The organism is Nitrosospira sp. Nl5, from assembly GCF_900102495.1.
Classification (GTDB): domain Bacteria; phylum Pseudomonadota; class Gammaproteobacteria; order Burkholderiales; family Nitrosomonadaceae; genus Nitrosospira.
In genome coordinates this window covers 111,100-124,522 of the sequence record NZ_FMVQ01000001.1, presented here as the reverse complement: position 1 = coordinate 124,522, position 13,423 = coordinate 111,100, and the positions used below count along the sequence as shown (strand labels likewise).

General features: G+C 57.1%; 12 protein-coding genes. All 12 read left to right on the top strand.

Features of this window, described 5'->3' with window-relative positions; all coding sequences use genetic code 11:
- Positions 1-32: 32 nt before the first annotated feature.
- The 12 genes from BLP45_RS00605 to BLP45_RS00550 all read left to right on the top strand — a co-directional run bounded on the left by BLP45_RS00605 (position 33) and on the right by BLP45_RS00550 (position 13,304).
- Positions 33-1,688: a phage tail sheath family protein gene (locus BLP45_RS00605; protein ID WP_218117917.1), complete on the top strand. Its 1,656-nt coding sequence runs from the start codon at positions 33-35 to the stop codon at positions 1,686-1,688.
- A 39-nt stretch (positions 1,689-1,727) separates the two neighbouring features.
- A complete protein-coding gene (locus BLP45_RS00600; RefSeq protein WP_090368775.1) occupies positions 1,728-3,071 on the top strand; it encodes a phage tail sheath family protein in 1,344 nt (447 codons plus the stop codon).
- An 18-nt stretch (positions 3,072-3,089) separates the two neighbouring features.
- Complete coding sequence (locus BLP45_RS00595; RefSeq protein WP_090368773.1) at positions 3,090-3,539, top strand: phage tail protein; 450 nt, start codon at positions 3,090-3,092, stop codon at positions 3,537-3,539.
- A complete protein-coding gene (locus BLP45_RS00590) occupies positions 3,536-3,904 on the top strand; it encodes a hypothetical protein (protein ID WP_090368771.1) in 369 nt (122 codons plus the stop codon). Before BLP45_RS00595 ends, BLP45_RS00590 begins: the two co-directional genes overlap by 4 nt.
- A complete protein-coding gene (locus tag BLP45_RS15020; RefSeq protein ID WP_090368770.1) occupies positions 3,901-4,089 on the top strand; it encodes a DUF6760 family protein in 189 nt (62 codons plus the stop codon). The genes BLP45_RS00590 and BLP45_RS15020 overlap by 4 nt, the downstream gene beginning before the upstream one ends.
- 26 nt (positions 4,090-4,115) lie before the next feature.
- A complete protein-coding gene (locus BLP45_RS00580) occupies positions 4,116-4,571 on the top strand; it encodes a phage tail protein (RefSeq protein ID WP_090368768.1) in 456 nt (151 codons plus the stop codon).
- Between the two features lie 153 nt (positions 4,572-4,724).
- Positions 4,725-7,421 carry a hypothetical protein gene (locus BLP45_RS00575; RefSeq protein ID WP_090368766.1) on the top strand — a complete coding sequence of 899 codons (2,697 nt, stop codon included), beginning with the start codon at positions 4,725-4,727 and terminating at the stop codon, positions 7,419-7,421.
- Complete coding sequence (locus BLP45_RS00570; protein ID WP_090368764.1) at positions 7,412-8,095, top strand: CIS tube protein; 684 nt, start codon at positions 7,412-7,414, stop codon at positions 8,093-8,095. The genes BLP45_RS00575 and BLP45_RS00570 overlap by 10 nt, the downstream gene beginning before the upstream one ends.
- A 16-nt stretch (positions 8,096-8,111) precedes the next feature.
- Positions 8,112-9,182: a phage late control D family protein gene (locus BLP45_RS00565; protein WP_090368763.1), complete on the top strand. Its 1,071-nt coding sequence runs from the start codon at positions 8,112-8,114 to the stop codon at positions 9,180-9,182.
- Positions 9,179-9,802: a phage baseplate assembly protein V gene (locus tag BLP45_RS00560; protein WP_218117916.1), complete on the top strand. Its 624-nt coding sequence runs from the start codon at positions 9,179-9,181 to the stop codon at positions 9,800-9,802. The genes BLP45_RS00565 and BLP45_RS00560 overlap by 4 nt, the downstream gene beginning before the upstream one ends.
- Positions 9,803-9,891: 89 nt before the next feature.
- A complete protein-coding gene (locus BLP45_RS00555) occupies positions 9,892-10,308 on the top strand; it encodes a GPW/gp25 family protein (protein ID WP_218117915.1) in 417 nt (138 codons plus the stop codon).
- A complete protein-coding gene (locus BLP45_RS00550; protein WP_090368761.1) occupies positions 10,305-13,304 on the top strand; it encodes a putative baseplate assembly protein in 3,000 nt (999 codons plus the stop codon). The genes BLP45_RS00555 and BLP45_RS00550 overlap by 4 nt, the downstream gene beginning before the upstream one ends.
- Positions 13,305-13,423 lie beyond the last annotated feature (119 nt).

The following is a 13,423-nucleotide window of genomic DNA, read 5'->3' as shown; positions in this document are numbered from 1 at the left end:
ATTTACGATCATTAATGAAAAGGGGATGCGCAATGGCAAATTATCTGAGTCCGGGCGTTTATGTGGAAGAAGTGCCTTCTGCACGCCAGCCAATCACAGGGGTAGGAACCAATACGGTGGCGTTTATTGGCTTGGTTCCCGATACAATTTACTGTCCGGAAGCGAATGAGTTTTATGATCCCGTGGCCGCCATGGGGGCGCTGCAGAACACTGTTGCTGCGCCGGATTCTGGCGATTCCCCGGAAGTGAAGGATATCAAGGCAAAGCTCAGGGGAGCCGAGGAGCAGCTTACCGCTGCCAATAATGCACTGGCGGCGGAAGAGAAAAAGAAGGAAAAGGACCGAGACCCCGCTTTGATGGAAAAGCTGCGTCAGGATAAAACCGACAGGACAGCCGAGCGGGACAGGCTGAAAAGTTCGTTGCTGGAATACTCCACCGCGTCGTCGACGGCGCCCCAGACCATCGAGGGTGAGGATGTCGCTTATGAAGACATGGCCGGAGAACCCGAACCCGGCCTGTTGCAGGAATCCCAGTCGAAAATAACCCCTTACTACCTTAAAAAATTCATTGTCCAGGCCGAGCCTGGGGATACCAAGTTTTGCGCCAACTTTTCCGATTACACCAAGCGTTTTGGTTCGTTTTCGGCATTCAGGCCAGGGCCTGATTCGTCCAGGCCGATGTATCCGGGACATCATGCGTTAACCCATGCGGTCTACGGTTTTTTCAAGAATGGCGGAACCCGTTGTTTCGTTGCCCGTGTGAGATCGGTGGCCGAGCTTGATAGAACCTTAAAAAACTTCGAATCCATCGATGAAGTGGCAATTATTACGGCACCCGGATTACCCAAGCTTCCCGCTGTATGGGAGAAGCTGATGAGCCATAGTGAAAACAACCAGAATGTTTTTGCGATCCTGGACAGCACTGAGGTAGTTAACGACGAAAAATCGAACGACTTTTATATCCAGAAGCTGCAATACTCAGACAAACCCAAGGATACATTGCCGCGCACAAGCAAGAATGCGGCCTTTTATTTTCCTCATATCGAGGTCGTGGACCCCGCCAAGCAGCTGCAGGATACCGATCCGGTTCGGCGGGTTGAGCCAAAATATCGGGGCCGCACCTACGTTCCGCCAAGCGGACATATGGCAGGCATTTACGCCCGCATGGATGAAGAACGGGGAGTACACAAGGCGCCCGCCAACTGTGTGGTACGCGGGGCGATCGACGTCAAGTATTACGTCAGCAAGCCTGTGCAGGACTTGCTCAATCCTCAGGGCGTCAATGTCATTCGGTCAATGAACGGAGCAATCACGGTGTGGGGAGCGCGTACCATTGGCGGAGACCGCAATGGCGAGTGGAAGTACATCAACGTTCGCCGCTTCTTCCTGTTTCTGCAGGAGTCCATTGATGAAGGCACGCAATGGGTGGTGTTCGAGCCGAATGATCCCACCTTATGGGGAAAAATCCGGCTCAACATTTCCGCTTTCCTCACCAATTGCTGGCGCAGCGGCGCGCTTTTTGGATTGACTCCGGAAGAGGCATTCTATATCAAGTGCGACGAGGAGCTCAATCCACCAGAGGTTCGGGACCTGGGCCAGGTCGTCACGGAGATTGGCGTGGCTATTGTAAGGCCGGCGGAGTTCGTTATTTTCCGTATTTCGCAAGCGACCGGTCAGGAAAAAACCTGACCCCTGGTCCGAGCGGAGTCGCCATGAGCCGAGTCGATAATGGATAGCGGAGCGTATCTTCGCGCGGGGCGCACCGCCTACCGTACCCCGGGTGTGTACTACGAAACGCGGGCCGAAGCGCCTGCGCAGCCCGTCGTTCGTACCGGCATTCCCCTTTTTGCAGGGTTTGCACGACCTGCGCCAGATCGAGCGGATACGCCCGCAATCCATCCCATTGACCGGTGGCAACAATTCCTGCAATTGTACGAACCTTTACCGGGTAGCTACCTGGGCTATGCGGTGCGCGGCTTCTTCGAAAATGGCGGAGAGTGCTGCGTAATAGCGCCTGTCCAATGTAACCAGGACAGCCCGGTGGAAATGACCAGGGCCCTGATAAGCATTTTTGAGGGAAGTACGCTTGATAATATCGACGGTATTGATCTTGTGTGCGTGCCGGACGCAATGTCGCCTGCCATTCGGGCTGATCATGACGCCGTCGGCGAAATTCAAGCCGCAGTTCTGGATTACTGTCACCGAATGGGTGATCGTTTTGCCATTCTGGACGGATTCAATAACGAAGAAAGTAACAAATACGTGACGCCGGACGAGAGAAAACGGAATGTGCAACCGCCTGTCCTGCATTGGCAATCTCTGCCACGGGAGCACGGCGCTTTCGGCGCCCTGTATTACCCGTGGATCTCCGTAAGAAAATCCTTTGCTGCGGAAGATTCCGGAATTTCCCGCAGAACCGGCATGCCCTGCGACGAAACGACGAGCCGGGCCGGTATCGAAGCGACATTTTCGAATTCCCGCCACATCCTGTTTGTGCCGCCTTCCGGGCACATTGCCGGTGCCTATGCACGAGCGGACGGCAGAACCGGCGTACACAAGGCGCCCGCCAATGAAATCCTTGAAGGGATCCTCAAGCTGGAAGTCGATTTCAGCGATGATGAGCAGGAGCCGCTTAACGAGGCGGGCATCAATTGTCTGCGCAGTTTCACCGGACGCGGCACGCGCGTCTGGGGTGCGCGAACCCTTAGCGGCCAGACCGATTGGCTATACGTCAATGTGCGGCGTCTGGTCCTGACCCTGACAAGATGGATCAGGCAAAACATGAGTGATCTGGTTTATGAGGGAAACAGCTCATCTCTCTGGGAACGCGTCGCCCAGCGCCTGAGTGCGCATTGCCGTGACTTGTTCGATCGCGGCGCGCTGATGGGGAATAGTCCCGCTGAGGCGTTCTTTGTCAAATGCGATGCTGAAACCAACACTCCGGAAAGCCGTGAAGCCGGACAGGTTGTCACATTGGTCGGCCTGGCGCCCGCGATTCCCGCTGAATTTGTTGTGGTTCGCATCACCCAAAGCGCCAGCGCAACCGCTGTGACTGGATTGAATATTTCATAAATCAAGGAGGTAATCGGCATGGCAAGCACAGGAGAACGTAGAGATCCCTATCGCGGGTTCAAGTTCCGCGTCCAGATTGACGGCATACAGCGAGCCGGTTTTCGCGAGGTATCCGGGCTGGATTCCTCAACAGACCCGATCGACTATCGCGTTGGCGACGACAAGACGGTGACAATACAAAAACTGCCGGGTCTGAAGAAATTTTCCAACCTCACACTCAAGCGTGGAATAACCGATGACATGGATCTCTGGAAATGGCGCAAGCAGGTCATGGATGGCAAGATTAAAGATGCCCGCAAGAACGGTTCCATCATTCTGATGGATGACGAAGGCAACGACGCGGCGCAATGGGATTTTGTCGCCGCCTGGCCAACCAAGTGGACTGGTCCGACATTCAATGCGACCGCCAATGAGGTCGCTATCGATACGCTCGAAATCACCCATGAGGGATTGGATCGGACCAAATGAGCCTGCAAACGGAATTTAACTTCAAGCTTCCGCATGGGTATGTCGACGCCGAAGGAAATATTCACAAAGAGGGTGTGATGCGGCTTGCGACAGCAAACGACGAGATTGCGCCAATGAAGGATCCGCGCGTTCAGTCCAATCCCGGATATCTGGCAGTCATTCTCCTCTCCCGGGTGATCCGTCGACTGGGGGATTTGCCGCAAATTAACCCCCGAGTGATTGAAGAATTATTCGCAGCGGATTTTGCGTTTCTCGAAGACATGTATCGCCGAGTCAATGCCAACGGACACAACCGCATCAAGACCGCTTGTCCTGAGTGTAATGCGAGTTTCGAAGTCGAGGTCCAACGTTCGGGGGAGCAATAGGCTACCCCTCTGCGGAGCTCTTTGAGGAGGTAGCCTACGTCGCGTATCACTTCCATTGGCCATATACGGACTTAATGAATCTTGACCATCTTGAGCGGCAGCGCTGGATACAGGAGATCGTGAAAATCAATGAGCGTCTTAATCGTGATCAAGCGGATGAGAACCAGCCCGAGTATCTTGGATAAGCAGACAGAAACATCAGGAGAACCATATGCCACCTGACCCTTATTTGGCTTTTCGGTTTTCGATTGAGGTAGTGGGTGGCGACAAGGATAGGAAAGGGAAGCTGGAAGGACCTGTCGGGGGGTTCAACGAAGTTTCCGGCCTGGTGTTCGAAACCGAGGTCCAGACACTACGGGTCGGCGGCGTCAACGATCACGAACTGCAGCTGCCCGGCCCCTCGAAATTTCCTTCGCGTCTCGTTCTCAAGCGCGGACTCGGTGACGCCGAATTTCTGTGGGACTGGTACCAGCTTGTGGCGCAAGGGGAGATCGTGCGAAAAGACATCGACATCAGACTGAACGACACGCAGCGCAGCAAGCCGAGATCATGGCTCTTCAAGGAAGCATGTCCCGTGAAGTGGACCGGTCCGGATCTGCGCGCAAGTAATTCGGCGATTGCATTTGAGTCGCTTGAGCTGGTGCACCGTGGTTTGCGATTACCCTGAGTCTTCACGAAACCAGAGATTATCGGATACACCTATAAACGCAAAATGCCGGACAATTTACAGACACCCGTTCCTGATGAGGCCTGGAATCATCCACGATCGCTAGGCCTTTCTACATGGCGACGTCATACGACCGCCGGTCAGGCGGCAAGAATGCCCTTGATTCAAGGGCGGCTTGCCGGCTTTGCGGAAATGTACGAGCGGCATGCGGGGTTTGTCGGCGGGCCGCTTGCCCGAAAGATCAATCGGGCGGAATCTTGCGCCGATCCCGGCAAATTCATCTTCGGCATGAATCAAAGCGGGGGGGCGCGATACGGAGCAGCCGGCGGGGAGCCCGTCATGCAACGACTCCCGGGCATGAGATACGCCGCCTCAAGGGGCATGGGGTCCGCCAGGAATGGGGGAAACGCTGTCCTTGGCGAGCTATCGTTTACGCCCCCGGGGGGAGCACATAATGATCCGGTAACAGGCAGCGCGGGATCGACCGTTCAGGCGAAGTCAGCGCTCCCCCATGTATTGGCGCCGGAGGATCGGAGGGGTAGCGGATCGGCGGAAGTTGCCGCAACGTCCAAAGCTGGAAACAACCCGGCTACGGTCGAACGAATGGGACAAGGACATATTGCCCGGAAAGCGGGGCTTTCCGAATACTCCAAACCCGTCGATGCCTCCGCAAATAATGCGCAAATTGGCAACGCGTTTTCCGGAAGCAACATCAAAGGGCATCACGGACGTAGCGGGACGTCGCTACCTATATCGATGGATGCGGCGACCGGGCCGGTCGCGTCACCCGCGCTGCCTGGCGCCGTCTCATCGCGCCTGCCGGTCCAACGCTCCCTATCATTCTCATACCGGCACCCGCTCAAACCGCAATCCCATTCAAGATCACCACAGACGTTGAGCTCAGGGGCATCAGGAGTCATTGCGCGGCAGTTGCAAAACACTGGCTCAGACCGGACGGCAAGCCGCTTGCTTGAACCAGATCAGACTCCATCCGGCCGGCCTACGTCCGGGGAAATCATCAGAAGGAGAGGGAGAAACCGCGCTGTTTCGGAGGCTGAGCCCGGGTTTGAATCCGCGCTGCTGGATCTCGCCGATGAACGACATGCCGAACCGATATCCAAGGGATTCATATCGGGCATTCCAGCGGGCAGTAGCCGCTCAGGCCAGATAGTCATCAATCACAGTGACGCGCGCCTCAGGCATCACGCACGTGTACTGCGTCGTTTACCCATTTCTTCGCCGATGATGGCAACGCGAGACGACACATTTTCCATCCAGCCATCGCTCGGGCTGCCATCCACGCATTTGGCCAATTCTTCCCGGCTATCGGGGCGGGGATTGCAGCCATTGAACAGCGACCTTCACCGACCACCTGAAAGAGAGCCGGTCCGGGACGGATTACCGGTAATCAGCAGTGCGCCGTTACAACGATTATCCAGGCAAAACGCTCCTGAAACCCTGCGCAATCCGCCCGGCGCCCCTGACGCCCCTGGTTTCCATGTATCGCGCCGTCAACACGATAACGTTCCGATCCTGCGCGAGCCAATCACACGTGGTGCCGGCAGCCTCGCTATGGATCGCGACGCTGCTGCAACCGGAGGCACAGACACTATCGTATCATCAGCCCTACCACCGCCGGACGGAGCGGCAGCCGGCACTGAAGTTGATCCGGCAAGCCATATTCCCTTCCGGCCTGGACGCATCCTCCAGGCTCAGCCTGTGGTGCGGCGCTCACCCGGCAGCGGATCTCCTTGGGCCCGCCCGTTGAGCCCCGGGGCGGCCAGGCATGACAATATGCCTTCTTCCACCCAAGGACTATCCCGCTCCGCACTCTTGCATTCAGCTGACATCATCCGTCCATCAAGGTCGGCATTGCAGTCACCACGAGAACCAATTTCCAGCCGAACCCAAGCCTCACTTTACCAGGTGAATCGACACGCGCTTCATCAATATAATAATCTTCCGGTATCGCGCAAAACGATCGCACCCAGCGTCGGTAACGACGGACTGGACCGCTTTTCCACGATATCGGACACGGCCACTGCCATAGCGGGTCCGGATCATTCAACTGCGTCTATTGCGCGATTCTCCAACTCCGCGGAGTCACGCTCGCTTCCTCGCGAGGCAGGGCCAGCCGAGTCTGGATCGATGCTTGCACGCACGGTAATCGGAGAGACGCAGACAAGCGGCGTTCTCGCCGGCATTGCCACCCCTGCCGCCACCGCTTTCGGTGCAATGCCTTCCGCAACCCCTGCCGCCCCGGGGCTTGCTGCGGGGAGAATTGCCGCGGGTATCGCACCCGCGCAGCCTTTGGCGCAGCGGCGTATACAGAACAACTTGCGTGCTATCGTCCCCGCTCCCCTCGCGTTACCCCATGCGGCGCATCGCCAGGCTATTACAGGGACGGGGTCAAGCGGCCATGAAGGCACGAGCAGCAGTCATGCAAGCGTCATCTTGGCAGATGCCGGAATCGTTGAAAACGAGCAAAGTATCGGCTCTCATCAGGAAACGCGTGGCGTATATGGTGGCTGGACAGCTGGCGCCGCCGGCCGGCCTCTGGTGACGGCGCGCCGGACACGCGACCAGCTGATGCGCGCAACCGGTGACACGGCTGGCGCTTCAGCCTATTCCCCTTCTTCCGCTACATCGGAAGATCGCTATGGCGTCGTGCCCGTGCCGCGTGAAGGCGTGCGGGAAGCACATGTCGCGCCTGGTGGCGGGACATCCGGCATTGCCGCACCTGTGCCGGGTGAACCCGATCCTGATGAGATCGCCGAGCAAGCCTGGCGAATAATGATGGAACGGCTGGTTATTGAACAGGAAAGGCGGGGATTGGCAAAATGGCCTTAGAGCAGATGAAAATCCTGGTTGAACTGGCGGGGAGCACGCTTCAATTCGACGAAAAGAATTCCGAAGGGTTGATCGTCGCAAAGTTCAACCCCAATCGTCTTACGGTGAGCCGCAGCGTTCAATGGCAAAGCCAGAAAGTTGCGAAGCGTGACTGCCCGGAATCGCAATATACCGGTTCCGAGCCGGCCACGCTTAGCGTCGAGCTATTTTTCGACACCTACGATGATCCGGAAAAAAACAAGAAAAGCGTCCGGGAATACACCAATAAACTTCACTATCTGACCACGGTCAAGAAGCACGGGGACAAGCACCGGCCACCCGTATGCCGGCTTATTTGGGGCACCATGAGTGTCTTTTTCCAGGGCGTCCTGCAGCAGCTCCAGAATCAGTTCACGCTTTTCATGGAAGATGGCACGCCCGTGCGCGCGACTGCAACATGCACGTTCCGGCAATGGCAGTCCAATATCAGCGACTTGAAGGAGCAGGATCTGATGTCAGCCGATGTCGCCAAAGTCTGGGTGGTCAAACGCGGGCAGACGCTGGCTTCCATTGCTGCCAAAGAATACGGCGACCCCCGTAAATGGCGCCCTATCGCGCAGGCAAACGGAATCGACGATCCTGTAAATCTGCATCCGGGCGCCATTCTGGCCTTGCCCGCCCTGCGTAATATTTAAAGTAGACGAGTGATCCATGGCCGCCAGAGATCAATTTGACACGCTTGCACCGGAATTCGCAATAAATATCAGCGGTGCGCCGCTTCCCAACGACGCCGTTGCCGACATTATCTCCCTCAGCATCCTTGAGGATGTCGATGCCATGAGCATGTTTGCCATCACGCTTTCCGGATGGGATTCAGCCAGGATGAAGGTGAAGTGGATGGATGACGAGCTATTCCGGGAGGGCAACCCGGCAAAAATCGAAATGGGATACCGCGACCATCTCCGGCCGCTGTTCAGCGGGGAAATCACAGGGCTCGAGCCCGATTTCCCCGAAGCCCGCCCACCTTCCCTGACGGTCAGGGGCTACGACCGCCGGCATAGATTGATGCGCCAGCGCAAGACCCGTTCGTTCACCGATCTCAAGGACAGCGATATCGCCAGCCAATTGGCGAATGGAGCGGGACTGAAGCCGGATGTGAAAGACAGTAAAGCCGTGCTGCCTTACGTACTGCAGCATAACCAGACCGACCTCGAATTTCTGCTAACCCGCGCGCGGCGCATTGATTACGAGGTTATTGCGGAGGATAGCGCATTACTATTCCGGCCGCGCGAAATCAAGAACGACGCGGCACTGACCTTGAGACGAGACGTCGAATTACTCGAATTCCGGCCGCGCATGACGACCATGGGGCAGGTGCAGGAATTTATGGTCTATGGGTGGAATGCAAAAGACAAGAAAGAAATCGTGGCGCGTTCAGCCGCCGGCAGCGAATCCACGTTGATGGAGGGGACAGTCTCGGGTCCGGCCAACGTGCAGCGGTTGTTCTCCAATACCGGCGCGACACGCGTAGCGATGCCGGTGCAAAGCCAGGAGGAGGCGGACCATATGGCGAGCCAGGGGTTTGCGGAAATGGCGCTCGGCTACATCCGTGCCGAGGGAGTATGCATCGGCGAACCCGGCTTGCGCGCCGGGAAGGTGATCAAGGTGGAAGGGATTGGCGAACGGTTCAGCGGACTGTATTACGTGTGTTCCGTCGAGCACCGCTATTCGATGCGCAAGGGGTATCGCACCTCCTTTTCCGCGCGGAGGAACGCGACATGATTCCTGACGATTTGCTGCGCGGCATGCTGGCCGGCCATGACCCCGACGGCAAATGTTACGGTGTTGTAGTCGGTATCGTGACGAATAATCGCGACCCCGAAAACATGCACCGGGTAAAGGTACGCTTTCCATGGCTGAGCCAGAACGACGAAAGCAACTGGGCGCGCGTGGCAAGTTCGATGGCCGGCAACGGCCGCGGTGCCTATTTCCTGCCCGAAGTCGACGATGAAGTGCTGCTTGCTTTCGAGCATGGCAGCATCGAACATCCTTACGTGGTGGGTTCACTGTGGAACGGCAAGGACCAGGCGCATGAAAATAATTCGGACGGAGCAAACAACAACCGCAGCATCATGTCGCGCAGCGGCCATGTGATTCGGCTATGCGATAGCTCCGGGGACGAAAGGATTGAGATCATCGACAAGACGGGGAATAACAAAATCGTGATCAGCACCTCGGGAAACAAGATTTTGATGGAGGCGGCGGGAGACATCGACATCACTTCCAGCAGTGGAAAGATCACATTAAGCGCGGTTAGCATCGAGATGAAATCGCAGACAAATGTGGATATCTCAGCCAACGCGCAAATTAACATCAAGGGTGCAATAGTCAATATCAATTAATCGCGGACGTAGCCCATTGATCTGATAAGCAAGGTCACCTGTCGTTTTTCCATTGGAGAGAATCGACCGGGGCGAAGTGAGGAAAAAAGATGATGCCAATATCCGTTCTTGGAGTCGGTTGGGGGTTTCCAGTCGCGCCAGATGATGTTTCACAAACGCGGGCGGCACGATTTGCTGTTGCCGAGTACGAGGAGAGCGTGCGGCAATCGATCTCAATCATTCTTTCCACCGCCAAAGGCGAAAGAGTCATGCGTCCCGATTTTGGCAGCGGCCTCAGCGAATTGGCATTTGCTGTCAACAATCAAACGACTCAGGCAATGGCTGCCTTTGAGGTGCGGGAAGCGTTGCAAAACTGGGAGCCCAGAATAGAAGTATTGCGTGTGGAAACATCGAGCGGGGGAGACCGGGGCGAGCAATTGATGATCTTTATTGATTACCGCGTGCGGACCACCGACAACCGATTTAACCTGGTATATCCTCTCTACCTCGACAGGCCGCTTACATGAGCATCGTCAAGCCTCCATTGATCCGCGAGGAATCCTGCTCGGAAAGAGAGATCGTCGCGCGCGTGACGGATCAACTCGAAGAGCGCGGCTTCGCGCCCGCGGGTATCGATCCCCTCAAAGATGCCCTTGTAAACGTCTTCGCCCGCTACTGCGAAATATTGATCGAGCGCCTGAACCAGGTGCCCGAAAGCCATCATCAGGCCTTTTTAAGCATGCTCGGGGCTATGCCCGCACCTGCTGTTCCCGCCCAGGTGCCGCTCTCTTTCACGGCTGTCGAATCCACACAAAATGTCACGGCGATCGTGCCGAAGTCCACCCAGGTCTCGGCACCCGCGGAAAACGGATCCGGCCCCGTGGTATTTGAAACTTCAAAAGACCTGCCATTGGTGCGCGCGGAACTGGCGCGTGCGGTAGCGGTTGATACACAGCGGTTGATCCACGCCGATGTCAGCAGCATGGTGTCCACCACTTCCGCTACAGGTTTCAGCCAGCCGTTCCTTTTGACCGGCGCAGTTCCCATGGAGAGCGCCATGCATATCGGGCAGCACGCCATTATCGGCTTGCCTGGCCTCACGCGATTACGGCTTAAGATCGATCTGGATCATGCCGGGCAACTGCCCCCAAGCACCGGGATCGAATGGGGAATTCAGTCTGAAGCCGGCTTCATCCTACTCCAACCCGAGCTCGATACGACTGACGGTTTAACACATAGCGGCGAACTGGCTTTTATCCCACCGGAAGATTGGCCGAGCTGGAGGATTGTTTCCGAAACGTTGCCCTGGTTGACATGCCGCTTGCGTCCGAGCGCCACGTCCTGGTTTGCCCCCAATCCGGCAGGAAGGCATTCGATATCGATTATGCGGATCGAAGTATCGGCGTGCGCCAGCCCCGCGGCGATACCTGTCGAAAGCGCATACCACGGCGGCGTGCCACTCGATGTTAGTCGGGATTTCTTTCCTTTGGGAGAAAGACCCCGCTTCGGCGACGTATTTTATGTCCTTGCGGAGAGTTTTGCCGCGGCGGGAGCACGGATCGTGATCAGCATCAAACTGACCAATCCGGCTGGAATGAAGGATTCTCCAATTCCAGCTGTAAGCAGCAGAGGCAACCCGCAACTGCGTTGGGAAGGCCATACCGCGCGCGGCTGGGTAGATCTTGACTGCACCGACGGTACCGTTTCGCTGACACAGGACGGGGAAGTCGATTTCCTGGTCCCATGCGATGCAGTTCCAGCAACCATAAATGGGGTGAAAGGCGGCTGGGTGCGCGCGCGGCTGGTTGGCGGTCACTATGCAAGCGACCAGCCCGCCGGCAATGACATATTTCCCCCGCTGAATCCACCTTCAATCGCGGCAATGCTTCTAGCATCCTTCTCGGAGTTTGGACCTGTCCTTCCGGAGCATCTGGTTGTCGAAAGCAATCTTGAGTACCGGAAGATCGACCCCCTGCTGGCGCAACCGTTTGATCCGTTTCCCGGTCCTGTGGAACAGGGCCTCATGCTCTACCTCGCGCTATCATCGCGGAACATGGGGGAATTGGCGGGGCATACTGTCAGCCTGTATGCGGCGCCATCTGATGGCGATAGGCGCGCATTCTGCCGGGAGAGCACCGTGGATGCAGCAGCCGCGGCGCCGCGCTGGCAAGCGCGTGCAGGGAGCGGCTGGCACGAGTGTGCTATCAGCGACTTCACTCAGGGATTAAGCAGCCCCGGCATCATCGAAGTGCGTTTGCCTCAGAAGTTATCGAAATGGCATGAGTCGGCACTTGACCGGCAACAGAAATTCTTTTGGCTGCGTCTTGTCTGGGACAGCCGGGGCGCAGAAGCGGCCCGGCTCCCCTGCCCGCGCCGGCTACTGCTCAATACCGTACTCGCGTCGCAGACAATGCGGCTTGAGAACGAGCTCCTCGGATCGAGCAACGGCAGGCCTGGACAGGTATTTCATACCCTTCACACCCCGATCATTGGCGAATTGATGCTGGAAGTGCGCGAACCTGGCAAAAATGCAGGCAGGCAATTGCGGACCGGGCTGGATGAGGAATCCCGATATCGCTTCGGTTCGACAGAAATTTCCACTTTACCGGTCAACGAGGCATGGGTGCGTTGGTCCGGCGTCGAAGATTTTTTCGCTTCCGACTCGCATTCGCGGCACTATATCGCAGACCGTCTCACGGGCAGCATCCGCTTCGGGGATGGCAGGAACGGTCGCATCCCCCCGCCTGGAGCCAACAACATCCGGCTCCGCGAATATCGCGCCGGGGGAGGCAGGCGAGGCAACAGACCCGCCGGCGCCATTACTCGGTTGCATACCACCATCCCCTATGTGGAATCGGTAACGAATCATGAACCCGCGGCAGGCGGGCAGGATAAGGAGGATGTGATCTCGCTGAGCCAGGGAGCGACAGCACGGCTCAGGCACCGGGATCGGGCCGTCTGCATTGATGACTACGCAGATCTTGCGCGCCAGGCATCATCCGAGGTTGCTTATGCCAAATGCATTACAGCGCGTGATCTGCTGCGCGATCCGGCGGAACGCGAGACGGAAACCGGGGCGGTCAGCTTGATCGTGGTGCCATACAAGGGCCATAACGCGTCGCGTCCACAGCCTTCCTTCGAACTGCTGAAGAATGTCAAAGCGTTTCTTGATGCGCGGCGGCCGCTCGGGGTGGATCTGATCGTGCTTGGGCCGGAATATGTCAGCATCGATATCCAGGTGGAAATCGCATGGGCTGCCGGCCACTCTGTAGCAGGCGCCGCCGCCGAATGCGAAAACCGGTTAAGCCGTTTTCTTCATCCGGTAACGGGCGGGCTGGATGGGCACGGGTGGCAATTCGGACAGGAGCCGCATGCATCCGATATCTATTCCCTGCTCGGTGCAATCGAAGGACTGGATCATATCCGTGGATTAGAGCTACGGAGCAGAGAGGAGCGTCCAGGCCTATTGTCGGCGGGAACGTTTCTTATTTGTTCCGGCAAGCACGAGATTCGGCTATGTTGATACCATCGACTCCCGGCAGTTCGAGAAATTCTCGCATGCGCGCAAGTCAGGCGACCGCCTGGAAACCATGCGCCCGCCGCACAATGGATCGGATAGGCGGCCCGCAAGGTCGTCCAGGA

Excerpts from the sequence above, each read along its gene's own strand:
- BLP45_RS00555 (WP_218117915.1), top strand. The coding sequence starts at position 9,892 with ATGATGCCAATATCCGTTCTTGGAGTCGGTTGGGGGTTTCCAGTCGCG.
- BLP45_RS00590 (WP_090368771.1), top strand. The coding sequence starts at position 3,536 with ATGAGCCTGCAAACGGAATTTAACTTCAAGCTTCCGCATGGGTATGTC.
- BLP45_RS00580 (WP_090368768.1), top strand. The coding sequence starts at position 4,116 with ATGCCACCTGACCCTTATTTGGCTTTTCGGTTTTCGATTGAGGTAGTG.
- BLP45_RS00570 (WP_090368764.1), top strand. The coding sequence starts at position 7,412 with ATGGCCTTAGAGCAGATGAAAATCCTGGTTGAACTGGCGGGGAGCACG.
- BLP45_RS00605 (WP_218117917.1), top strand. The coding sequence starts at position 33 with ATGGCAAATTATCTGAGTCCGGGCGTTTATGTGGAAGAAGTGCCTTCT.
- BLP45_RS00595 (WP_090368773.1), top strand. The coding sequence starts at position 3,090 with ATGGCAAGCACAGGAGAACGTAGAGATCCCTATCGCGGGTTCAAGTTC.
- BLP45_RS00575 (WP_090368766.1), top strand. The coding sequence starts at position 4,725 with ATGCCCTTGATTCAAGGGCGGCTTGCCGGCTTTGCGGAAATGTACGAG.
- BLP45_RS00565 (WP_090368763.1), top strand. The coding sequence starts at position 8,112 with ATGGCCGCCAGAGATCAATTTGACACGCTTGCACCGGAATTCGCAATA.
- BLP45_RS00560 (WP_218117916.1), top strand. The coding sequence starts at position 9,179 with ATGATTCCTGACGATTTGCTGCGCGGCATGCTGGCCGGCCATGACCCC.
- BLP45_RS00600 (WP_090368775.1), top strand. The coding sequence starts at position 1,728 with ATGGATAGCGGAGCGTATCTTCGCGCGGGGCGCACCGCCTACCGTACC.
- BLP45_RS00550 (WP_090368761.1), top strand. The coding sequence starts at position 10,305 with ATGAGCATCGTCAAGCCTCCATTGATCCGCGAGGAATCCTGCTCGGAA.